We start from the raw sequence: 22,428 nt of genomic DNA, 5'->3' as shown, positions 1-22,428 counted from the left end.
ATGAAAATCATAAATTGCTCTTTTGTCATTCAGGTTCCTCCATTCTACAATGTGATCAGAGAAAGGAAGTGATCCACTTGTATGGGATTGAATATTTAAGACAAGAGCTGCTAGAAGAAGCATGCCGCATGAGGGCTTCTGATGTGCATATTGTGCCAAAAGAAAAGGAAGCTTCGGTGTCATTTCGTGTTGATTCAGATTTAATCCAGCAGCGAACGATTGATAAAAAAAGCGGAGAGCGGCTTATTGCACATTTTAAGTTTTTATCTTCTATGGATATCGGGGAAAAAAGGAGGCCGCAAAATGGCTCACTAGCTGTGATGCTAAGAAACGGTCAAGTGTTTATTCGGATGTCTACCTTGCCGACAGTGAATGATGAGAGCTTAGTGATTAGAATTTTACCGCAGGATCATGTTCCGAAAATAAAACATCTATCATTATTTCCGAAAGCCTCAGCCAGATTATTATCCTTTTTAAACCACTCGCATGGACTCATTTTATTTACTGGGCCAACAAATTCAGGGAAAACAACAACACTATATTCATTGATCCAGTTTGCAAAAAAGAATTTTAATCGAAATATTATTACACTTGAAGATCCTGTCGAAACAAGGAATGAAGAAGTGCTGCAGGTTCAAGTGAATGAAAAAGCCGGCATCACGTATGCCGCTGGATTACGCGCTATTTTAAGACATGATCCAGATGTGATTGTGCTAGGAGAAATAAGAGATGCTGAAACGGCCAGAACGGCGATTAGAGCAGCACTGACAGGACATTTAGTATTGAGTACGCTCCATGCCAAAAATGCAAAAGGAGCCCTTTACCGCATGCTTGAATTTGGTGTCACGATGAATGAACTCGAACAAACCATGGTTGCGATTGCTGCCCAGCGATTAATTGAGCTCATATGTCCTTTTTGCGGAGAAACATGTCAGCTTTACTGCAAATTAAATCGGCCTTTCAGACGAACAAATGTATTTGAATTGCTTTTCGGAAAAGAGCTTGGTGAGTGTATGAAAGAGGCGAAAGGAGAATATGCTCACTCGTCATATGAAACATTGCAAAAATTAATTCGTAAAGGAGTGGCACTAGGCTATTTATCGAAAAACACATATCACCGCTGGGTTTATGAAGAAGCGAGCCTCTAAAGTATGGTCTAAAAAGGACCAAGCTGAATGCCTATCAAAACTGGCTCAATTAATTCAGGCTGGATATACATTAATTGAGGCATTAGTGATGGTGAATATTCAGTTATCAAAACAACAGCGGCAGCAATTAAAACTAGGTATTCAGTGGCTGCATGAAGGCGAGCCTTTTTATGTGGTGCTCGAGCGACTCCATTTTCAGCGGGAAGTCATTGCCATACTATGTTTTTCTGAGAAGCATGGCAGTCTAGCCCGTGCTTTAGAGCAAAGCGCCCGTTTTTTAGAGAAAAAAATCAAACAGTTAGACACGTTTAAACGCATGTTACGTTATCCGCTTTTCCTCATCTTCACGGTTTTGGTCGTGCTGGTACTCGTTCAGCAAATGATCATTCCTCAATTTTCTGTTTTGTACTCATCGATGGATACCCGCATATCTTGGCTGATTCAAGGGATGTTTGGACTATTTCAATTCCTTCATGTTTTTTTGCTCATCGCCAGTTGTCTGTGTATCTTTCTTATCGGATATTATGCTGTATTTTTTAGGAAAAAATCGACCCTTGAGAAACTGAGGGTGATGAGTAAGCTGCCTTTTTTATATAAAGGGATGCAGCTGATGCATACGTACCTTTTTTCTCTTCAGCTCAGCGGACTGCTTCAAGCTGGATTATCGATATACGAAGGTTTGCAAGCTTTTAAACAGCAAAGCTACCTGCCTTTTCTTCAAGAAATAGGTGAACAAATGATGGAAGAGTTAAGAAAAGGAGAAAGCATGGCCCATCAAGTAAGCGTGTCTCCTTTTTTCGAAAAACATTTTGCAGCCATTATCAAGCATGGTGAAGCCAGCGGAATGCTTGCGAGAGAAATGTACACGTACAGCCAATTTCTATTAGAGAGTGCAGAGCTGAAAATTGAAAAATGGATGTCTTGGCTGCAGCCAGTTATTTATGGGATGACAGCACTTCTTATACTCATCGTGTATTTATCTATTCTTTTACCAATGTATCAACTAATGGAGCAAGTGTAAGAAGGAGGACAGAGTCATGAATGATAAAGGATTTACCCTGTTAGAAATGTTAATTGTCATGCTCGTAATATCCATTCTTTTACTCATTACCATACCGAATATCACACGTCATCACCAAGCGATTCAGGTAAAGGGCTGTGAAGGGCTTAAATCAATGGTCAGCACACAAGTGATGGCATATGAATTGGAGCATGATGGGAAGACGCCATCTTTAGCTGAATTAGAAAAAGAAGGTTATGTCAAAAAGGGATTAACTTGTCCTAATGGAAAAGCGATTGTCATTCAAAACGGCAACGTGAAGCATGAATAAATTCTTTTTACATGAGAAGGGTTTTACCCTGATTGAACAGCTGATGATCTTACTTGTTTTATCGATTGTATTGTCGATAATGGGAGGAAAAATCCCAAATATAATAGAAAACGCTGAAGCCAAAAGACAAGTAAACATCATGAAACAAGATCTTCAATTGGCATCATATACTGCATTTATTAAAAAAACACGTGTGCATGTTGAGATCGATCCGCCTCATGTATCTTATCAGGTAATAGACCAAAAGAGTAACGAAGTCATTGCTTCTTATCAGCATAAAAAGGGCAGTATCAAAACGACTACATTCTCGCAAGGTATCTATTTTAATGCAAAGGGACATCCAAGCAGCGGTGGATCTTTCATTGTCGAATTTGGCAGTCAATCGTATAAACTGACGATTTATTTAGGAAGCGGGCGAATCTATGTTCAAAAACAATAGGGGGTTTAGTACGTTTGAAACGCTGTTTGCTTGTCATCTCTTTCTATTTGCTGCCCTAGTGCTCATGCCAGCCTATGAAAAACTCATAATGGGGAAAAAGGAAGTGAGAGCGAGGCTTGAAGCTTATCAGGTTTTGCATGAACAGATGAATGAAGCGTTCATAAATGGGACAACATCTTCCATCAAAAAGAAGAGAGGCGAGATCACATATGTTTTCAATTGGCGTAAACAGAAGGGATGTGTTTCATACAAAGTACAAAAAAAGAGACCATATGCTTTCGGCATATGGAGCGATGACCAAGCTTTTACCCTTCTACAAGCTTTGTGGCAATTGCAGCTATTTCTATTTCTTTCTTTTGGCTGTGGGCTGATCTTTTCAGCAGCTGAGAAAGCTCGTCCATTTGAAGACATCAACGGATTTTCCCAAATGGAGTGGAAACAGACTGTCCTGCAATTAGATGAGGAATTAAGTCGTGCAGATGCTGTGAAATCGGTGAAAGGAGGAAAAGCGGTAGAGTATATTTCCGATCAAGGGCGAGTGGTAACAATTGAGCCATACCAAGAGATGCTTCGAAAACGAACGGATCAAGCTGGACATCTTCCTTTATTGCACAAGGTGAAACAATTTCACGTGAGCACGAGTCAGCATAGAGCTATTCTTAAAGTCACAGATGGATCTGGTAAAGTGTATGAAGCCGTTTTTTTCACATATAAAGGAGTGGTTCGTAAATCGTGAAAAGAGAGGAAGGGTTTATCTATCCGCATGTACTTGCGGCGATTTTATTTTTTCTCTTGATCTTAGGGGCGATAACGATGGGGTTTCAAAAAGAACTGAAAAGTGCAGAGCTGACGATTTCTTTTTATAAAAAACAGCAGCTTTTTAGGGTGGGTGTGAGTGAAGCTGCCAGCACAGTAGAACGTATTTGTGCGAAACAGAAAACCCATATTGATACTGAAGAAGGCCGTGTGACACTGAAGCGGATGAAATGCGATCTAAAGAAAAAACTTGTCCTTGTTTTGGTGAAGGTGAAAACAAAAGATGGCTTATCCGATGAGCGTGAACTGATGCTGGATTGGAAGACCGGTGAAATCATGAGATGGGCAAATCCTGATTAGCCAGAGTATAAAATCATCCCCTTCTTGGTAACACTTGAATGAAGAAGAGGTGAATGTGCTTGAAAACAAATGACTATGTAAAATATATGACGCAGGAAATCATTAAATATATGAATACACCACGTGACGAACGGAAGGAACACAAACAAGAAAAAATAGAAACGAAACCACCGTTTTCACAGCGTTTATTTGGGGTTCTGCCGTTTGGCTTATCCATGATGCTTAAAAAACGCCAACGCCATCGACGAAAGTAAAAAGCCGCCAGCAGGCGGTTTTTTTATGCCGTTTTAGCTGTATTCCTCCACAACAATCACTTTATTCACCTTGTTTGAGTAAGGGTTATAGGAAATGGTGACAAACACCCCAAATTCCTTTGTATGGTCTTTTAACGTAATATGATACTGTTTCACAGATTCCTTGTCGCGGTGGCGGTCCCATACTTTTTGTTTAAATAAGACTTGTGTTAGCGGGTATCTTTTTTTTGCTTCTTTGACTGCCCGCGTTTCCCATTGATCTGCGGCGGCAGTCAAACTTCTCGCATCAACAGGTTTGACGTCTAGAATCATAGGACTCAGCAGTAAACTGAGCATGATTATGATTTTTCCAAATTTCACTTAACATCACCTCACCTCTTCATATTCTGATCAAATTCTACATTTTTATGTAAGTTTTAAGAAGTACAAATGTCACACAAAAAAATGTTGAATATGGTGAAAGAATGAGAAAATGGGAGAATTTTCTCGGAATGGTTCTTGTTTAAGAACAAAATGGACTAATTTGACGTTTTGGGTTTTATAGGTATTTCCTTATACTGTATATAATCGTTCTTTTTAAAGAACAAAAGTTCAAGGAGTTGAAGGGATTAATGAAACAGTCGCTCTTTGTACTCTTTTGTGCCATTTGTTTGATTTTGACGTCTTCCCTCATGACACCAACAAATGCTTCTTTTAACGATGTCGAGCACAAACACTTTGTCATGAAAACATGTGAAAATTTTGAACAGACAGATCAGCATTGTCAGCCTAAAAAATGGGATGAAAGTCAATTGGAGCTTATCGATCAAACGATGATCGAAGGAACAGTCTGCGCACCTCAAAAGCTGAGCATGACACTAAAAAATAGTGGACAGCCTATTGCGTACTCTGAATGGAAGTGGGAATTACATAAAATGGAAAATGGTCAGAAACCATTACAAGATGGTCATATTCTTGAAAAGGGCTCCATAAAGTCCCTGTTGTCGCAAGAAACAGCAACTGTCACGACAGATAAAGCAAAAACAAATGGAAGCTATGCATTTAAAATCTATTATCCTAAAGGGTTTGGCGCATCTGATCAGGCGTACTTTTGGTCTAAACCGATGGTGCTCTCAAAGTGTCAAGAAAAGGCGTCCTAAATGGAGCTGTCTTTTAAAGTGAAAAAATGATAGGCGAAGGGGAGAAGGGGTAATGAAAAAATGGATGAAGATGTCTGGGAGTATTCTTTATGTGATGGTGTTCACGGTGATGATAGCCTCTATTATTGTCGTGTTGTCATCAAGAACAACAGGAGGAGAACCTCAGATCTTCGGTTATCAATTGAAGCAAGTATTATCAGGTTCAATGGAACCAGAATTTTCAGCTGGGTCACTGATTGTCGTAAAACAGGTCGCCTCACCTGAGACACTCAAAAAGGGAGATATTATTACGTTTCAAACAAAGCAGGATCAGTCCTTTGTGACCCATCGAATTGTTGGGGTGAAGGGAAAGGGTGCAAATAAAGCGTTTGAGACGAAGGGTGACAATAATATGTATCAGGACGGCACGCTGGTAAAAGCGGATCAGGTGACTGCGCAGTATATGGGAGTGAACATTCCTTATACAGGAAAACTTCTTTCGTTTGCAGGGACATCAGCTGGAACTGCTTTGCTTCTTATCATACCAGGTGTCATGCTGCTCGTTTATTCAACTATTCATTTTGTGGGCGCAGCGAAACATCGTAGACACACGGCTGAGGTACATATGAAAGAGGAACAAGCTTAAATTTTTGTTTGTAACCTAATCAGGTTTCAATAAAACAATTTATTAGGGGGTTTATTATTCATGGCAATGAAGAAATCAATTCGTTTAGGTGTATTATCAGGGGCTTTAGGTCTTGCATTAATTGGCGGGGGAACATGGGCGGCGTTTAATGATATTGAAAAGGCACATGCGGTCTACTCGACAGGAGAGCTGGATTTATCTGCTAAAGAGAACTCCGGCGCCATCAACCTTGCGAACTTAAAACCTGGTGATCGGATCAAGAAAGAATTTCATTTTGAAAATAAGGGATCATTAGCGATAAACCAAGTGCTGATGAGTCTTGATTATAGCCAGTTTAAAGATGGATCTTCCGCGAAGAATGGCGGTAAAAATACAGCTGAAGAATTTCTCAGCCAGTTTCAGGTGAGTGTTCTTACGGTTGGAGCCGAAGGTGGAAATGGTTATCCGAAAAACATTATTTTAGACCATGCAAACCTGCTTGACTTGCATCAATTAACGTCAAAACAAGATCAGACCGCATTTGAAAAGCTTCGTCATGCCATCGATGAGAAGTTTTTACATGAAAGTGGGAAAATTAATGTAGCAACTGTTGATGGAACAGCGGCTCCAGAGTATGACGGCATTCCAAAGAATCCGTTTGATTACGATAAAGTGGAAATGATCATTGAATTTATCAATGACCAGACGAAGGATAAAGCTGGTCACTATATCCAAAATAAATACCAAGGCGATGCGATTCAAATTGATCTTTCCTTCGAAGCGACTCAGTGGAATGGTTTAACGATCAATCCAAAAAAGCATACGGATGAAAAAGGCTACGTGAAAGAAAACGAAAAAGCACACAGCGAAGATAAAAAATAAAGCCAGTCTTTAGGCTGATATCAAGGTCTGCATAGCAATTGGAGGAGTATGCGCTAAAACGTGCGCTTTACTCCTCTTCTTGCTTTTTTCTCCAGATTTGATAATCTAAAAATTCACGAAATTGCTTTTTCGAAACCCCTGATGTCATTGCATCTCGAACTAGTTTTTCCCATTCACTATCTAATTGACCATCGTATTCGGTTTCATCTTTTTCGTTTAAAAGTGTATGAACCGAGACGTCCAGAACAGCGGAGACTTTTTCAAGAAATTGAATGGAGGGGTTTGTTTGCAAGTTTCTTTCTATTGAGCTTAAATAAGACTTCGCTACCCCAGCCTTTTCGGCCAGTTCTGATAGTGAGTAGCCTTTTTCATTGCGGTATTGTTTAATACGCTGGCCAATCAATGTCATCACCTTCCTTTCGATATTATAGCACATTCAGAAAGGTTTGATAGAATGACTTCTTACCAGAGGGGGAGACTCAGAGGACTTTTCATTTGATTTGAGGAAATGACGGACTTCTTCAACTGTTAGTCCCGCCTTGCGAGCTTCGCGTAATAATTGAACCCATTCACTGTCTAATTTGTTCGTTTTCTTTTCCATACAAATACCCTCCTAAAATACTGAATCGTGTATTTCAGGCACTTAACGCATGAAATGGAAAGACTTAGGTGGTAAGACCTCATAGTTTGCTTGCGTCATGTTTCCGCCCAATACAAACAGACAAACTTAGCTTTAGACTGATCGAAAATTGTATGTCACATAAAAGGGGAGGGGACCATGAGTCAACCTCCTCTTTTTTGCTGTAAGTAAAAAAGTCCGCCATTTTCAATCGTAAGACTGATTTTTGGTTCGTATAAAGTTTTGAGTGCTTGTCTTTCTATTTCATATTCTACAGATGTGTCTGAAGTCCCTTCATAAAATTGGTTTAAAAGTTCGGAGTCTTCCTTCCATTTTTGAACGGCCCGCACTGCCCAGTCGTCCGGCTCCTCATGGGCATAACGCTCCATAAGGCTGTAGAGCCGCTTGATTCCGCTTTCTGGCTTAATCATTGTACTCATCGTAAAGCAATAATCGGGAATTTGAGATGACAGCTCACGAGCTTCCAGCTTCTCTTGAAATTGTTCAATGACTTCTCCGCGAATGAGATGAAGTCCTAATGATAAAAGCTTATCCTTCTTCCGGTCTGCAAGGTAAGAAATTTTTACATTGAGGCCAAGCCATGGCTCAAGGGCGATCTGGTTGTTCGTGAGCGGGCTGACTCGTTCATATAGCCGGATAAAACGGCCCTGCTCTTTGACCGCCTCAAATATTTGAAATAACCGGGGGGAGCCAAAATGGATGAATTCACCACTGATCGTATCACCCGCTTTTTTTTGATCTGTGATGAAAGTCAATTGCCGCGGTTCAGGTACACCGCCAGTTTTTTCAAGCCAGTGCCAATAAAACGGACGGTTCATAATCAATTTATCCATTTCGATTGTCAGCTGTACGGTCATATGTCCTGCACTTTCTTCTAATATGCTGCATTGATTCGTCTTGAAAAAACGGAGAAGAAAGGTGTGAATGTCATGCTGCTCCATTGATCAACTCTCCTTTATGAGCCTTGCTGTCTTTTTTCTAAAAGTGGTGTTTGTGCTTCAGTTAAATAAGAAGCAAACTGGGTTAATTTCTTTTTCATGTCTCCGCCTGGTTCATGCTGGAAGAGGATTTGATGCAACTTTGTTTCGACATCTTCAATATCAATCCTCGTTAAAATATCATCTAAATCGCCTATGACGTTTTCAAACAGCTGAATTTTCTCATATAAAAGCTTTAAAATATGCTCTTCAACTGTCCCGTTTGTTGCCATATTGTAAATGTGGACATCCCGCTCTTGGCCAAGGCGGTGAATACGTCCAATTCTCTGTTCTAAACGCATCGGGTTCCACGGGAGGTCGTAGTTAATGATTTGGTTACAAAACTGAAGGTTGATCCCTTCGCCGCCAGCTTCTGTCGCAATTAACACTTGCGCCCGTTCTCTGAATAAATCTTTCATCCAATCTTTTTTGCCCCGTTTAAAGCCGCCCCGAAATGGCACAGAGCTGATGCCATTTTGCTGTAGAAACCATTGTAAATAAATTTGTGTGGCGCGGTATTCGGTGAAAATAATGACCTTCTCATTTAACTGCTGAATGAGTTTGACCACTTCAAGCGCCTTTGAGTTTTGCTCCACTTGATTGATTTTCTCCATGATTTGCGTTATAGCAGAAGATCCGAGAATATGCTTTTCTTCTTCCTGCATTTTTTTAATCGTCATATAAACTGCTTCACGGCTTGAACAGCATTCTCGTTCCAAGGTCATAATGGAAAACATATGCTTTGTATAAGACGGATTCTCTTTCAGCTTGCAGATTTCATCATACAATGCTTGTTCTGTCGGAGAGAAATCAATGGAAATCGTTTTGACATGCCGTTTTGTCCACTCGATGCCTGTGTCTTGTCTTCGGTTTCGAATCATCACTTTATTGACGAGCTGTTTTAATCGGTCATGGTCTTCAAGCTGCAAGTCCTTTTTGGCAAAGATATCTTTAAATTGATGTTCATTTCCTAGGTGGCCTGGCTTCAGAAGGGAAACAAGATTAAATATTTCTCCGATCCGGTTTTGAATAGGTGTTGCTGTCAGCAGAAGGCAGAACTTCTTATTCAGGTTCCTCACAAATTCATAGTTTTTCGTTTTATTGTTTTTCAGTTTGTGTGCTTCATCGATAATGACCATATCGTAGGCAATCGATAAAATCGTGTCTCGATGCGGCTGTCTTTTGGCTGTGTCAATGGAAGAAACGACAACGTCACACTGCTCCCACACATAGCTCTTTTTTTGTTCAACAGCATCAATATAAAATTTCGTCCGCAGTTCCTGTACCCACTGAGACACAAGGGAGGCGGGGACGAGAATGAGGATCTTTTTGGCAAGTCCTCGAATCATGTATTCTTTGATAATGAGTCCTGCTTCTACGGTTTTTCCAAGTCCCACTTCATCTGCTAGAATGGCTTTCCCATTCATTTCTTCTACGACTCTTCTGGCTACTTCGAGCTGGTGCTTTAAAGGTGTGAATGCAGGCAGGTGCGCGGGAGCTTGCAGTCCCTCGAATGAATCAATGGCTGTGACTTTTTGAACCTGCGTCGCTAAACGATACATATCCCAGTTCGCCCAAGGACCGTCTGCTGAAAGCCGCTGCTGAAATTCATTTGCCCATTCCTGATCAAAAATCGTTTGAATATTCAATGTGGTCGCCTGCCTTTCTTTCTAGTAGGATCTGATAAAATTGTTCTGGTTTTAAACGCTTCATTTTTTAAGAGGTCTCTAAAAGACAAGATATATGAATAAAAGCGAACGATATCGAAAGGTTATTTTAAAAATGTTAATGATTTTTCTGTTGCCCTTCATCCATTTCTAATGGTAGGATGTTGATAAGTGATCTAGAAAATAAGTCACCCATTTTGATAGTATGTCCAATAAATGTGAAAATATGAGCGGATGATGGTATGGGGAGAGACTTGGCGGTTATTTTGCACTGGCAGGCGCCGAAGGAGCAAGCTGAATAATTCAGTGAATCTCTCAGGCAAAAGTACTCTTACCGGACGCAACTCTGGAGAGTGTTTGCTTAAGGGTTTTAGCAAACCACCAAAGGGGAAAACGCACAATGATATTGTGCTGTAAACTTTCAGGTGCAAGGACAGAGACTTCTTTTTGATAAAAGGGAGCGCTCTGTCCTTTTTTGCTGTGATTTTTTTCTGAAAATTCAGCTTGCATTTGCACTGTAAGAAAAAAGGGGGAAACGATTGATGTTGAAACGAACACCGCTTTTTCATGCGTATGAAACGTTTGGCGCAAAAACCATTGACTTCGGGGGCTGGGAATTACCTGTCCAATTTTCTTCCATTAAAGAAGAACATGAAGCTGTTCGAACAAAAGCAGGGCTTTTTGATGTGTCTCACATGGGTGAGGTGGACGTCAAAGGTCAAGATGCCCTTCCATTTTTACAAAGGTTATTAACCAATGATGTGTCTAAGCTGACAGACGGTAAGGCACTATATACAGCCATGTGTTATGAAGATGGCGGAACGGTAGATGACCTGCTCGTCTACCAAAAAGAAAAGAATCACTATTTACTTGTCATCAATGCATCAAATATCGATAAAGATGTAGATTGGCTCTTGAAGCACCAAGGGGAGGATAACGTATTGATCAAAAATATGTCTGATCAAACCGCCTTGCTAGCGCTTCAAGGACCTCTTGCAGCTGACATCATCAAACAGGTGGCAGATGAAGAGGTGACATCGCTTAAGCCATTTACGTTTTTATCAAAAGCTGAGGTCGCAAATAAAGAAGTGCTCGTTTCCAGAACAGGCTACACAGGGGAAGATGGCTTTGAAATCTACTGCCAGTCAGAAGATGCGGTCCACCTTTGGTCCGCTTTATTAGAAGCGGGGCAGCCAAAAGGACTCATTCCATGCGGACTTGGTGCACGTGACACCTTGAGATTTGAAGCAAGACTTCCGCTTTATGGCCAGGAGCTGACAAAGGATATTTCTCCATTAGAAGGCGGCATTGGTTTTGCTGTCAAAACGGATAAAGAAGCTGATTTTATCGGAAAAGCTGCACTTAAAAAACAAAAAGAAGAGGGACTGAAGCGAAAGCTTGTCGGCATTGAAATGATTGATAAAGGGATTCCGCGTACAGATTATCCAGTCTTTTCAGGAGAAAAGCAGGTTGGGATTGTCACAACGGGCACTCAATCCCCAACATTAAAGAAAAATGTCGGGCTTGCTTTGATCGAAACCTCAGTGGCGGAGCTTGGGGCAGAGGTGGAAGTACAAGTTCGCAAAAAACGTCTAAAAGCCAAAATCGTCGCAACGCCATTTTATAAAAGAGCCAAATAACGAGGGGGAACAGAGGATGAAGCACAGGTATTTGCCGCAAACAGAGCAAGATCAAAAAGAAATGCTGGATGTCATCGGCGTTCAGTCGATTGATGAGCTATTTTCAGATATCCCAGAGAAAGTTAGATTCAAAGGAGCATACAACATCAAAGAAGCCGCATCTGAAACAGTACTTGTCAGGGAATTATCCCGACTAGCTGCAAAGAATAAGGATACAGTTTCCTATGCATCGTTTCTTGGTGCAGGTGTATATGATCATTACCAGCCTGTCATTGTCGATCATGTCATCTCACGCTCTGAATTTTATACAGCGTATACACCTTATCAGCCGGAGATTTCTCAAGGTGAATTGCAAGCGATCTTTGAATTTCAAACAATGATTGCTGAGCTGACGGGTATGGATCTTGCCAACTCCTCGATGTATGATGGCGGGACGGCACTAGCTGAAGCGGCGATGCTCGCTGCGGGACACACAAAGAAGAAAAAGGTGGTTGTTTCTGAAACGGTTCACCCTGAATCAAGAGCGGTGCTGAAAACATACGCCAAAGGACAAAACATTGAAGTTGTTGAAGTGCCTGCGAAAAAAGGGCAGACTGATCTAGCTGCATTGGAAAAGGTGGTCTGCGATGATACAGCAGCAGTTCTCGTGCAATATCCAAACTTTTTTGGTGTAGTCGAGCCCTTAAAAGACATTGAACCCATTGCACATAAAGGAAAAAGCCTGTTCATTGTCTCTAGCAATCCCCTCGCACTCGGACTATTGACGCCGCCTGGAAAACTCGGGGCAGATATTGTCGTTGGTGATGCGCAGCCGTTCGGCATCCCGGCAGCATTTGGCGGACCGCACTGCGGATATTTTGCCGTGACGAAAAAGTTGATGCGAAAAGTGCCAGGTCGTTTAGTCGGGCAGACAGAAGATGAAAATGGTGTTCGTGGATTTGTTCTGACCCTTCAAGCACGTGAGCAGCACATTCGAAGAGACAAAGCGACGTCAAATATTTGCTCTAACCAAGCATTAAATGCGTTAGCTGCTTCTGTTGCCATGACGGCACTAGGAAAAACAGGTATAAAAGACATCGCCTATCAAAACGTGCAAAAAGCCCATTATGCCAAGACGCAGGCAGAAAAATATGGACTGCAGGCGGATATAGAAGGGGCTCATTTTAATGAATTTGTGATCAAGTTACAGGAGCCTGTGAAAGAAGCCAATAAACGATTGCTTGAAAAAGGAATCATCGGCGGCTACGACTTGGGGCTAGACTACCCAGAGCTTCAGCAGCACATGCTTGTAGCCGTGACAGAGCTAAGAACAAAAGAAGAAATTGATACGTTTATCAAGGAATTGGGGGATCGCCATGAATAAACAAGATCAGCCGCTTATTTTTGAATTATCTAAAGAAGGAAGAGTAGGGTACAGCCTGCCTGATTTAGATGTACCTGAACAGGAGATCCCGTCTTTATTTGATGAGACGTACATCCGTGATGAGGATGCTGAGCTTCCTGAAGTATCTGAGCTTGATATTATGCGTCATTATACAGCATTATCAAGACGCAATCATGGGGTTGATTCCGGATTTTATCCTCTTGGCTCATGCACGATGAAATATAATCCAAAGATTAATGAAAAGGTTGCACGCTTTGCAGGGTTCTCGCAGGTTCATCCGCTACAGGAGGCAGACACTGTGCAAGGTGCATTAGAATTACTATACGATCTAGGTGAACATCTTGAAGAAATTACGGGGATGGACGCTGTGACATTACAGCCTGCGGCAGGAGCACATGGCGAGTGGACGGGACTCATGATGATCCGTGCGTATCATGAAGCAAGGGGAGATCATCAGCGTACAAAAGTCATTGTGCCTGATTCTGCTCATGGAACGAATCCGGCATCTGCGACAGTCGCTGGATTTGAAACCATTACTGTCGCATCTGATGAAAACGGGCTTGTTGATTTAGAAGATTTACGCCGCGTTGTTAATGAAGAAACAGCTGCTTTAATGCTTACAAACCCGAATACACTAGGCCTCTTTGAAGAAAATATTTTAGAAATGGCTGAAATCGTTCACGAAGCTGGTGGTAAGCTTTATTATGACGGAGCCAACTTGAACGCTGTTTTAAGCAGAGCAAGACCAGGAGATATGGGATTTGACGTTGTCCACTTAAATCTTCATAAAACCTTTACAGGTCCGCACGGAGGCGGAGGTCCTGGCTCAGGTCCTGTGGGCGTTAAAAAGGATTTGATTCCGTATTTGCCAAAACCGGTGCTTATGAAGAAGGAAGGACGTTTTTACTTTGATCATGACCGTCCGGATTCAATTGGACGCGTGAAGCCATTCTATGGCAACTTTGGCATTAACGTCAGAGCTTATGCGTACATTCGCTCTATGGGGCCAGACGGTTTAAAGGCTGTAACCGATAATGCCGTGTTAAATGCGAACTATATGATGCGCCGCTTAAGTGCTCATTATGATCTGCCGTTTGATCGTCACTGTAAGCATGAATTTGTCCTATCAGGTAAACGTCAGAAAAAATTAGGTGTGCGGACACTTGATATTGCCAAACGATTACTTGATTTCGGCTACCATCCGCCAACGATTTACTTCCCGCTCAATGTAGAGGAATGTATCATGATTGAACCGACTGAAACAGAATCAAAAGAAACACTTGATGCATTCATCGAAGCAATGATTCAAATTGCGAAAGAAGCAGAAGAGAATCCTGAAGTGGTGCAGGAAGCGCCGCATACAACGGTTGTCAAACGTATGGACGAAACAAAGGCCGCACGGAACCCAGTTCTCGTTTTTGAAAGAAAATAAAGAAAAAAGACTCAGGGGGAAGCATGCTCCCAGAGTCTTTTTTGTTACTTCTTCGTTTTAATGCGGCCGCCCCATTTTTTAAAGCCGCCTTTTAAATTATAAATCTCACGGCAGCCGTTTTTACGTAAAGTTTGGGCTGCCTTTCCGCTTCTGAAATTATTTTGACAATAGAGATAAACAGGCTTATCAGGACGTATTTCATTTTTGCGCTGCTTTAGTTGGGAAAGGGGGATATTTCTTGCCCCTAAAATATGTCCGCCTTCAAACTCATTTGGCTCTCTCACATCAATGAGCTGGGCTTTGCGGTAACCTTTAATAAATTCTTCTTCCGTCAGCGTTTTCATAATGCGCTGCTGATAAATGTAGCTGCCGATGGAATAAAGAACGAAAAGTCCACAAAGTGAGAGGACGATATAGTTGAATATTGACAATACAACTCGACTCCTTCTTGAGCATCAGCACAGTAGCCTGTCTGATGGTACGTTTTAGACAAATACTATTATAGTAAAGCATAAGAAACTTGTCATCATAAATGGTAAGAATTATTTTCAATTCCGTCCCTATTTGATAGACTGATGAAGAAAGAAAACCGGTGGTTACCACCATCATCTAACATTGACTACGTAAAAGAGAAGGGATTTTATATGCAAAAAGAGAAATGGTGTTTCATTGATTCAGGAAACCAAGACCCCGCCTTTAACATGGCAATGGACGAAGCTTTGCTTTATTGGCATAGTGAGAAGCTCATCCCGCCTGTTATCCGCTTTTATGGATGGAATCCGGCGACATTATCTGTTGGGTATTTTCAGAACGTTGAAAAAGAAATCAACCTAGAAGCCGTCAAACGATATGGCCTTGGATTTGTCCGCAGACCAACCGGAGGACGGGGAGTCCTTCATGACCAGGAGCTGACCTACAGCGTGATTGTGTCAGAGGAACATCCAGAAATGCCAGCGACGGTGACAGAGGCGTACCGCGTTATTTCAGAAGGCATTTTAGAGGGCTTTAAAGAGCTGGGACTCGATGCGTATTTTGCTATTCCTCGTACAGATAAAGAAAAGGAAAGCTTAAAGAACCCAAGATCATCTGTATGCTTTGATGCCCCTTCTTGGTACGAGCTTGTTGTAGAAGGCAGAAAGGTAGCGGGCAGTGCTCAGACGAGACAAAAAGGTGTCATCCTCCAGCATGGATCTATATTAATTGACCTTGATGAGGACAAATTGTTCGATTTGTTCCTTTATCCAAACGACCGGGTGAGAGAGCGGATGCAGCGAAGCTTTAAAAACAAAGCGGTTGCCATCAATGAAATCTCAGACCGAACATGTACAATAGACGATGCGCGTGCTGCGTTTAAAAGAGGGTTTGAAAAAGGATTAAATATTGAGCTTGAACCTTATGAACTGACAGATGAAGAATTAGCGTTTGTCCATCATCTCGCCAAAACGAAATATGCTTCAGATGATTGGAATTATAAGCGTTAAGCCGATGGACACTTCTTGTTTTTTAATGAACGATGGTGTAGAATTGGGTTGATTATTAAGTAAAGGTGCATTATGGAGGGGTTTTATGACTACACCTAGTATGGAAGATTACATTGAACAAATTTATATGCTGATAGAAGATAAAGGATATGCCAGAGTCTCTGATATTGCAGAAGCACTCGCTGTCCATCCCTCCTCTGTAACAAAAATGGTTCAGAAGCTAGATAAAGATGAATACCTCATTTATGAGAAGTATCGTGGTCTAATTTTAACCCCGAAAGGCAAAAAAATTGGAAAACGTCTCGTATACAGACATGAACTGCTAGAGCAATTTTTAAGAATCATTGGTGTAGATGAAGAGAAAATTTATGATGATGTAGAAGGCATTGAACATCATCTCAGCTGGAACAGTATTGACCGCATCGGCGATCTCGTTCAATTTTTTGAAGAAAACGATGAGCGATCTGTTCAGCTGAAAGCGATTCAAAAGAAAAACGAACAAACAAATCAAGAATCTTAATCAAAAAGGACACCCTCAGCATGGGTGTCCTTTTTGATTAAAGTTCTAATTGAAAAGAAAAGCTCCTACACTATTATTAGCGTGAAATCAAAGGGGGCTCCTTGATGAAGATAGATGGTGTGTTCTCAGGTGGAGGCATTAAGGGGGCAGCGCTTGCAGGTGCCTATGAAGCGCTTGAAGCAAGAGGATTTCAATTTGTCCGTCTTGCAGGTACAAGTGCTGGAGCAATCATTGCTTCACTCATCGCAGCAGGTTTTACAAGCCAGGAAATTCGCACACTTTTAGATGAAATGGATGAGCATCAATTGCTTGATAGGAGATGTCAATTCATCCCGTTTAAAATGCTCAGGTGGGTATCCATTTACTGGCGTCTCGGTCTTTATAAAGGAGACCGGCTGGAAAAATGGCTGACCGATGTGCTAAAACGAAAAGGGGTTACCGTGTTTGGAGACCTCAAAAAAGATTCGCTGAAAATCGTTGCGTCCGATTTAACGAATGGAAAAATCCTTGTGCTGCCAGACGACCTTCCTTCATATGGCTTAAATCCAGAGCGGTTTTCCGTGGCGAGGGCCATTCGAATGAGCTGCAGCCTGCCGTATTTTTTCGAACCTGTCAAACTGAAGTCATCAAAAGGCATATGTACCATTGTAGATGGAGGAGTGCTGAGCAATTTTCCAATTTGGCTGTTTGCTGAAGAGAAAAAAAGACCGTTCGTCGGTGTCACATTAACGCCAAACGAAAAAGAACGCCCTCAACACTCCATCCGCAATGCGTTTGAACTGTTTGGCGCTCTTTTTGAAACGATGCGTGGTGCTCATGACGAAAGACATATCGCCACAAAACACGAACGTCATATTATTTTTATTCCTGTAGAACACGTCATTGCCACTGATTTTCAACTCATGACAGAAAAGAAAAAGGCGCTCGTCGATCTAGGCAGACAGAAGGCCGAGCAATTTTTAAAAAGCTGGACATTTTAAAATAAGGCGCGATTCTTCTTTTTGTTTTTCTTGCCTTCAATCACAGTCAAATGTGTTTGGCTTTTCTTTTTGAGAAGGACGGGCTTAGACTTGTGGTCAGTCGGCACGCTTCGCAAATGAGTGACCCGATTTTTCATCTGGCTTTTCGTTTTTGGTTTAGGCTGCTGGTAGCGACGTTTTGATTGTTTGACTGCTTTACGATAAAGATTGCCCTCTGTTCCAGTTCTTCGGTTCATCAGCCATCTAAATAGGAAAAATAGGGCCGCTCCAATGATCACAACAGACAGCAGCATGGTAAAAAGTCTGCCTGGGTTCGTTGTGAGTAAGTACACAAATCCCAAAACACCTAAAGCGAAAATAATGGTAAAAGCAGGATGTACTCGGCGATTCATAACTGTCCACCTCCGAAGGAATTTACCGGATTTATAAGTTAGATCACTTGATGAGCAGAATCTGACGCTTGTTTCATTGACGCTTCCTCTAAACGAAGAAGTTCATTAAAACTTGCAATGGCTACCTCAACTTGATCGTCAGAGGGCTCTTTTGTTGTGAGCAATTGCAGCCAAAGGCCAGGATAGCCAAGCACTTTAAGCACAGGCACTTCTCGGAGTTTGTTCGTGAATTGAAGCACTTCAAATGAAATGCCCAGAACAACCGGAATAAGGGCCAAGCGGTTCAGAACTCTCACCCATAAAGGATCTGTCGGTACGAGTAAATAGACGAACATCCCGACAATGACAGTGAATAAAATAAAGCTGCTGCCGCATCGATAATGCAGACGGGATTGCTTTTGGACATTTTCCACTGTGATGTCAAGGTTCTGTTCATAGCAGTTTATGACTTTATGTTCTGCCCCATGATATTGAAATACTCTTTTAATTAAAGGGGTCATGGAAATAAAGTAAATATAGCCTAATAAAAGGACCAATTTGAAGAATGTTTCCACTGCGATTTGTGCGAAATTCCCTGAAAAGATGGGACGCACAAGCTCTGCTAAAAAGACAGGTACCAGGGTAAAGACAAATTTACTAAAGAGTAGAGAGAGAACTCCGATCACAGCAATGCCGAAGATCATGGATAATTTCGAGCCTTTTTGTTCTTTTTCAAGAGTATGATCTTCAGAAGGATCTAAGTCATATCGCTCACTGGAGAAGTTTAAGTGCTTACTGCCGTTTGCGCTTGCTTCAACAAGTGCAGCAACACCCCTGACAAAGGGGATTTTCTTGAGAAAGGCGGTTCGTTTATTGGAGGTCCGGGGAAGCTTCAAAAACTCAATGGACTGGTCCTTTCGCCGAATCGCGGTCACATAGTTCTTCTTACCTCCGAACATGACACCTTCGACAACTGCCTGCCCTCCATAAGCTGGAGGTTTTGTTTGATTGGACATATTTCATCAACCTGCCTGTTTCCTGTAATTTACATGCATTTCCTTATACCTTTATTGTACAGGAAATGAGGGGAAATCACTAGCTCACAGGTCGATAATCTACTAGAATTCTATCTACCTCTTTTTAGCCAGTATACCCTGTTTTAAAATTTTTACACTCACGCATGGAAATCCTTTTTTTTCACGACATTCTGGACATACTACTTGCTGGAGGTGTTCACAAATGAAACGTGATGAAAAGAAAAACCAAGAAGAAAAAAATCAGTCCGTGCAAACGACATCACTTGTGGCAAGAGCCGCTGCTATAGGCTTTGTCGGCGGTGTTTTTTGGGGCTTTATCGGGTTTCTGACCCATATGTTTCATTTTTCAGAGGTGAGTCCCAATATGCTGCTTCAGCCATTTGTGCTTGGAGAATGGAAAAAGGGAGGACTTGGTACTTTTATCAGTATTGTGCTGTTAGGAATTTTATCGATTGGAGCCGCCTTTATTTATTTTGGGCTTTTAAAAAGGATCAAAGGCTTTTGGATGGGTTTAGTATATGGCGGGCTTTTATGGCTGCTCGTTTTTTACGTATTTAATCCCATTTTCCCAGATGTAAAGCAAGTACAAGAGTTGCAGCAAAGCACCATTGTCACGACATTTTGCCTATATATTTTATATGGCATGTTTGTCGGGTACAGCATTTCGTTTGAATATAATGAATTGACGAGTCAAAAGCTTGCGAGGGCACTCGGGAAAAAGACAGAATAAAGTGTAAATCGCCTATTCATATGATAAAATATTTTTGGAAACGAAAGGTTTCTAAGGAAAAAGAAACAGATCTCGATATAGATTGAATTAGGGTGAAGGAGTGGTCATATGCCTCATTTTCTTGTACTGAATGGACCCAATTTAAATAGGCTTGGCAAAAGAGAGCCTGCTGTTTATGGAAGTAAGACGCTGACAGATTTAGAGACGGATTTGTTCCAGTTCGCAGAACGAGCAAACATCCAATTAACATTCTTTCAATCAAATCACGAAGGGGATTTGATTGATGCGCTTCACGAAGCAGAAGATCAGTACGATGGTATCGTGTTTAATCCGGGTGCATTTACCCACTACAGCTATGCGCTGAGAGATGCCATTGCAAGTATTTCTTTATCAGTTATTGAAGTACATATCACAAATGTTCATAAGAGAGAGGAATTCCGCCATCATTCTGTACTTGCTCCAGTATGCCAAGGACAAATCGTTGGGCTTGGCTTAGAAGGGTATAAATTGGCGATTCGTTATTTAGTCAGTGAAGGGGGAGCAGCATCATGAAACTTGAAAAACTAAGAACACTTTTAAGTGAATTAGAGATCGATGGCCTTGTCATTACGAGCAGTTTTAATTTACAGTATATGACCAGCTTTACCGGATCAGCCGGTCTTGCTGTCGTTTCAAAGGACCGGGCAGCTTTTATCACGGACTTCCGCTATACAGAGCAGGCGAAAGACCAAGTCAAAGGCTATGACATCATTGAACATAAAGGAAACATTGTGGAAACGGCTGCCCAAACGGCAAAGGAATTTGGAGTGAAACGCCTTGGGTTCGAACAAAACCATATGACATTTGCTGCGTATCAGCAGTACGCAGCCAAAGCAGGCGGTATAGAGCTTGTTCCCGTCTCTGAATCAGTTGAAAAGTTGCGCTTGATTAAGTCTAGTGAAGAGATTAAGATATTAGAGGAAGCTGCGAAGATTGCAGATCACGCCTTTGATCATATTCTCACTTACATCAAGCCGGGCCTGACGGAAATTGCTGTCATGAACGAGCTTGAATTTTTCATGAGAAAAGAAGGTGCTGAAGGATCTTCATTCGATATGATAGTTGCCTCAGGTGTTCGATCAAGCCTGCCTCACGGAAGAGCGAGTGAAAAGGTGATTGAATCTGGTGATTTAGTGACACTCGATTTCGGTGCTTACTATAAAGGCTATTGTTCTGATATGACAAGAACGATTGCTGTCGGAACACCAAGCGACAAGCTAAAGGAAATTTATCATATCGTATTAGAAGCAGAAAACGCTGGTGTGGATAGAATCAAGCCAGGCTTAACAGGAAAAGAAGCTGATCGCATCACACGAGACATCATTGAAAAGTATGGCTATGGTCAATACTTCGGGCATTCAACCGGGCACGGGCTAGGTATGGAAGTACATGAAGCGCCAGGCCTTTCCTCACGATCAGAGGTCGTCTTAGAAGAGGGAATGGTCGTCACAGTTGAGCCGGGGATTTACTTGCCAGATGTCGGCGGCGTGAGAATTGAGGATGATATTGTCCTGACAGCTGACGGCAATAAACGATTGACCCACTCACCGAAAGAACTTATCATATTATGATGGTGAAATGTAGGAGGATGACAAAATGATTTCAGTAAACGATTTTCGTACCGGCCTGACAATTGAAGTGGACGGCGGTATTTGGCGAGTAGTGGATTTTCAGCACGTAAAACCAGGGAAAGGCGCAGCGTTTGTTCGTTCAAAACTGCGTAACCTGCGTACAGGTGCTATTCAAGAAAAAACATTCCGCGCAGGCGAAAAAGTAGCGAAAGCTCAAATCGAAACAAAAACAATGCAATACTTATATGCAAATGGCGATCAGCATGTCTTCATGGATACAAGTTCTTATGAGCAGCTTGAACTAAGTGAAGCACAAATTAAAGATGAGCTGAAATATTTGCTTGAAAATATGTCTGTTCAAATCGTGATGTACGGTGCGGAAACACTTGGAGTAGAACTTCCAAACACAGTAGAACTAGAAGTAGTAGAAACAGAGCCTGGTATTAAAGGTGACACAACATCAGGCGGCTCAAAACCTGCAAAAACTGAAACTGGTTTAATCGTCAACGTTCCTTTCTTTGTGAACCAAGGAGATAAACTAGTGATTAATACATCAGACGGCTCATACGTTTCAAGAGCGTAATGAACGAAAAAAGACTGTAAACCTCGTGTTTACAGTCTTTTTTTATTGGAAAAATGACTCCTCAAGGCAGTCCTTCTCTCAATTCTCTCATTCATCTCTCTTTCTTCCTGAAAAACAAGACTACTTCCAGCTGGTCAAGCATATAGTGTAAAAAAAGCTGGAGGTTCTATATGAAACAATTTCTCCCAGGTCTACACCCGTCAGTTGCTGCAATGGCAGGCATGAGGTTCTTATCTGCTGCCATTGAACTGACGGCAGCCATCCTTATTTTAATCACAAATGATGTACGGAAAGCGGTAGTCATCAATAGTATATTGGCGATCATTGGACCGCTCATTTTTATTATCACGATGACGATTGGAATCTATCAAATTGCCGGGCAGCTATCCTATGCAAAGCTCGTGTTCATTTTCATTGGTGTCGTGTTTATTCTTGTTGGGATCTATAAGTGAAACGGCTTGGC

Annotated in this window: 29 protein-coding genes and 2 riboswitches; of the genes, 21 read left to right on the top strand and 8 right to left on the bottom strand. The window is 41.6% G+C overall.

Annotated elements, in window-relative coordinates:
- Positions 1-77: 77 nt before the first annotated feature.
- Genes comGA through M1D81_RS11690 form a run of 7 tightly spaced genes read left to right on the top strand, consistent with a single transcriptional unit; the run spans position 78 to position 4,288 of the window.
- Positions 78-1,148 carry a competence type IV pilus ATPase ComGA gene (gene comGA / locus M1D81_RS11720; RefSeq protein ID WP_087975807.1) on the top strand — a complete coding sequence of 357 codons (1,071 nt, stop codon included), beginning with the start codon at positions 78-80 and terminating at the stop codon, positions 1,146-1,148.
- The gene (gene comGB / locus M1D81_RS11715) at positions 1,129-2,169 is read left to right on the top strand and encodes a competence type IV pilus assembly protein ComGB (RefSeq protein WP_456266819.1); all 1,041 of its coding nucleotides are present in this window, start codon (positions 1,129-1,131) and stop codon (positions 2,167-2,169) included. Before comGA ends, comGB begins: the two co-directional genes overlap by 20 nt.
- Positions 2,170-2,185: 16 nt before the next feature.
- Complete coding sequence (gene comGC, locus M1D81_RS11710; RefSeq protein ID WP_456266820.1) at positions 2,186-2,479, top strand: competence type IV pilus major pilin ComGC; 294 nt, start codon at positions 2,186-2,188, stop codon at positions 2,477-2,479.
- On the top strand, positions 2,472-2,918 hold the full coding sequence (comGD, locus tag M1D81_RS11705) for a competence type IV pilus minor pilin ComGD (RefSeq protein ID WP_456266821.1): 447 nt from the start codon (positions 2,472-2,474) through the stop codon (positions 2,916-2,918). The genes comGC and comGD overlap by 8 nt, the downstream gene beginning before the upstream one ends.
- On the top strand, positions 2,902-3,654 hold the full coding sequence (gene comGF / locus M1D81_RS11700; RefSeq protein WP_456266822.1) for a competence type IV pilus minor pilin ComGF: 753 nt from the start codon (positions 2,902-2,904) through the stop codon (positions 3,652-3,654). The genes comGD and comGF overlap by 17 nt, the downstream gene beginning before the upstream one ends.
- Entirely contained in the window at positions 3,651-4,034 is a 384-nt protein-coding gene (locus M1D81_RS11695) for a competence type IV pilus minor pilin ComGG (protein WP_103131951.1), read from the top strand. The genes comGF and M1D81_RS11695 overlap by 4 nt, the downstream gene beginning before the upstream one ends.
- A 59-nt stretch (positions 4,035-4,093) precedes the next feature.
- Entirely contained in the window at positions 4,094-4,288 is a 195-nt protein-coding gene (locus M1D81_RS11690; protein WP_024422974.1) for a YqzE family protein, read from the top strand.
- 33 nt (positions 4,289-4,321) lie between these two features.
- Here the strand turns inward: M1D81_RS11690 and M1D81_RS11685 are convergent, their stop codons facing one another.
- On the bottom strand, positions 4,322-4,600 hold the full coding sequence (locus M1D81_RS11685) for a DUF3889 domain-containing protein (protein WP_456267125.1): 279 nt from the start codon (positions 4,598-4,600) through the stop codon (positions 4,322-4,324).
- 287 nt (positions 4,601-4,887) lie between these two features.
- Between M1D81_RS11685 and tapA the strand changes: the two genes are divergently transcribed.
- From tapA to tasA, 3 genes are read left to right on the top strand one after another with little or no spacing between them, the layout of a single operon-like run.
- On the top strand, positions 4,888-5,427 hold the full coding sequence (gene tapA, locus M1D81_RS11680; RefSeq protein WP_456270877.1) for an amyloid fiber anchoring/assembly protein TapA: 540 nt from the start codon (positions 4,888-4,890) through the stop codon (positions 5,425-5,427).
- 52 nt (positions 5,428-5,479) lie between these two features.
- Positions 5,480-6,052: a signal peptidase I SipW gene (sipW, locus tag M1D81_RS11675; RefSeq protein WP_456266824.1), complete on the top strand. Its 573-nt coding sequence runs from the start codon at positions 5,480-5,482 to the stop codon at positions 6,050-6,052.
- Positions 6,053-6,112: 60 nt separating this feature from the next.
- Positions 6,113-6,913, top strand: coding sequence for a biofilm matrix protein TasA (tasA, locus tag M1D81_RS11670; protein ID WP_456266825.1), 801 nt, complete (start codon positions 6,113-6,115; stop codon positions 6,911-6,913).
- 67 nt (positions 6,914-6,980) lie between these two features.
- Here the strand turns inward: tasA and sinR are convergent, their stop codons facing one another.
- The 4 genes from sinR to M1D81_RS11650 form a co-directional block, all read right to left on the bottom strand.
- The gene (sinR, locus tag M1D81_RS11665; RefSeq protein WP_024422969.1) at positions 6,981-7,316 is read right to left on the bottom strand and encodes a transcriptional regulator SinR; all 336 of its coding nucleotides are present in this window, start codon (positions 7,314-7,316) and stop codon (positions 6,981-6,983) included.
- 33 nt (positions 7,317-7,349) lie between these two features.
- Positions 7,350-7,514 (bottom strand): anti-repressor SinI family protein, encoded by a 165-nt coding sequence (locus M1D81_RS11660; protein ID WP_073206269.1) that lies wholly within the window; start codon positions 7,512-7,514, stop codon positions 7,350-7,352.
- 182 nt (positions 7,515-7,696) lie between these two features.
- Entirely contained in the window at positions 7,697-8,494 is a 798-nt protein-coding gene (locus M1D81_RS11655; RefSeq protein WP_456266826.1) for a YqhG family protein, read from the bottom strand.
- Between the two features lie 14 nt (positions 8,495-8,508).
- Positions 8,509-10,179, bottom strand: coding sequence for a DEAD/DEAH box helicase (locus tag M1D81_RS11650; RefSeq protein WP_456266827.1), 1,671 nt, complete (start codon positions 10,177-10,179; stop codon positions 8,509-8,511).
- 252 nt (positions 10,180-10,431) lie between these two features.
- Positions 10,432-10,538: riboswitch (glycine riboswitch) on the top strand.
- Between the two features lie 3 nt (positions 10,539-10,541).
- Positions 10,542-10,636: riboswitch (glycine riboswitch) on the top strand.
- A 103-nt stretch (positions 10,637-10,739) separates the two neighbouring features.
- Here M1D81_RS11650 and gcvT point away from each other — a divergent pair.
- The 3 genes from gcvT to gcvPB are packed head-to-tail and all read left to right on the top strand — an operon-like array spanning position 10,740 to position 14,653.
- Positions 10,740-11,837 (top strand): glycine cleavage system aminomethyltransferase GcvT, encoded by a 1,098-nt coding sequence (gcvT, locus tag M1D81_RS11645; RefSeq protein ID WP_456266828.1) that lies wholly within the window; start codon positions 10,740-10,742, stop codon positions 11,835-11,837.
- A gap of 16 nt (positions 11,838-11,853) precedes the next feature.
- A complete protein-coding gene (gene gcvPA, locus M1D81_RS11640) occupies positions 11,854-13,200 on the top strand; it encodes an aminomethyl-transferring glycine dehydrogenase subunit GcvPA (protein WP_456266829.1) in 1,347 nt (448 codons plus the stop codon).
- Positions 13,193-14,653 (top strand): aminomethyl-transferring glycine dehydrogenase subunit GcvPB, encoded by a 1,461-nt coding sequence (gcvPB, locus tag M1D81_RS11635; protein WP_456266830.1) that lies wholly within the window; start codon positions 13,193-13,195, stop codon positions 14,651-14,653. The genes gcvPA and gcvPB overlap by 8 nt, the downstream gene beginning before the upstream one ends.
- A gap of 44 nt (positions 14,654-14,697) precedes the next feature.
- On the opposite strand, the gene M1D81_RS11630 is transcribed toward gcvPB, so the two are convergent.
- Positions 14,698-15,078: a rhodanese-like domain-containing protein gene (locus M1D81_RS11630; RefSeq protein WP_456267126.1), complete on the bottom strand. Its 381-nt coding sequence runs from the start codon at positions 15,076-15,078 to the stop codon at positions 14,698-14,700.
- A 219-nt stretch (positions 15,079-15,297) separates the two neighbouring features.
- On the opposite strand from M1D81_RS11630, the gene M1D81_RS11625 reads away from it, so the two are divergent.
- The 3 genes from M1D81_RS11625 to M1D81_RS11615 all read left to right on the top strand — a co-directional run bounded on the left by M1D81_RS11625 (position 15,298) and on the right by M1D81_RS11615 (position 17,634).
- Positions 15,298-16,134: a lipoate--protein ligase family protein gene (locus M1D81_RS11625; RefSeq protein WP_024422962.1), complete on the top strand. Its 837-nt coding sequence runs from the start codon at positions 15,298-15,300 to the stop codon at positions 16,132-16,134.
- Positions 16,135-16,219: 85 nt separating this feature from the next.
- Complete coding sequence (mntR, locus tag M1D81_RS11620; RefSeq protein ID WP_024422961.1) at positions 16,220-16,654, top strand: transcriptional regulator MntR; 435 nt, start codon at positions 16,220-16,222, stop codon at positions 16,652-16,654.
- 104 nt (positions 16,655-16,758) lie between these two features.
- Positions 16,759-17,634: a patatin-like phospholipase family protein gene (locus tag M1D81_RS11615; protein ID WP_024422960.1), complete on the top strand. Its 876-nt coding sequence runs from the start codon at positions 16,759-16,761 to the stop codon at positions 17,632-17,634.
- On the opposite strand, the gene M1D81_RS11610 is transcribed toward M1D81_RS11615, so the two are convergent.
- Both M1D81_RS11610 and M1D81_RS11605 read right to left on the bottom strand, forming a co-directional pair.
- Complete coding sequence (locus M1D81_RS11610) at positions 17,631-18,026, bottom strand: SA1362 family protein (RefSeq protein ID WP_039179905.1); 396 nt, start codon at positions 18,024-18,026, stop codon at positions 17,631-17,633. The genes M1D81_RS11615 and M1D81_RS11610 overlap by 4 nt on opposite strands.
- 38 nt (positions 18,027-18,064) lie before the next feature.
- The gene (locus tag M1D81_RS11605) at positions 18,065-19,021 is read right to left on the bottom strand and encodes a DUF1385 domain-containing protein (RefSeq protein ID WP_456266831.1); all 957 of its coding nucleotides are present in this window, start codon (positions 19,019-19,021) and stop codon (positions 18,065-18,067) included.
- A gap of 223 nt (positions 19,022-19,244) precedes the next feature.
- Between M1D81_RS11605 and M1D81_RS11600 the strand changes: the two genes are divergently transcribed.
- From M1D81_RS11600 to M1D81_RS11580, 5 genes are all read left to right on the top strand, one after another.
- A complete protein-coding gene (locus tag M1D81_RS11600) occupies positions 19,245-19,772 on the top strand; it encodes a YqhR family membrane protein (RefSeq protein ID WP_456266832.1) in 528 nt (175 codons plus the stop codon).
- Between the two features lie 108 nt (positions 19,773-19,880).
- Positions 19,881-20,324, top strand: coding sequence for a type II 3-dehydroquinate dehydratase (aroQ, locus tag M1D81_RS11595; protein WP_456266833.1), 444 nt, complete (start codon positions 19,881-19,883; stop codon positions 20,322-20,324).
- Positions 20,321-21,382: a M24 family metallopeptidase gene (locus M1D81_RS11590; RefSeq protein WP_456266834.1), complete on the top strand. Its 1,062-nt coding sequence runs from the start codon at positions 20,321-20,323 to the stop codon at positions 21,380-21,382. Before aroQ ends, M1D81_RS11590 begins: the two co-directional genes overlap by 4 nt.
- Before the next feature lie 25 nt (positions 21,383-21,407).
- Positions 21,408-21,965: an elongation factor P gene (efp, locus tag M1D81_RS11585; protein WP_024422954.1), complete on the top strand. Its 558-nt coding sequence runs from the start codon at positions 21,408-21,410 to the stop codon at positions 21,963-21,965.
- Between the two features lie 170 nt (positions 21,966-22,135).
- Positions 22,136-22,417 (top strand): YqhV family protein, encoded by a 282-nt coding sequence (locus M1D81_RS11580; RefSeq protein WP_024422953.1) that lies wholly within the window; start codon positions 22,136-22,138, stop codon positions 22,415-22,417.
- Positions 22,418-22,428: the final 11 nt, after the last annotated feature.

This window comes from Bacillus sp. JZ105 (genome assembly GCF_053903125.1).
This window is presented reverse-complemented; position numbering and strand designations above follow the sequence as displayed.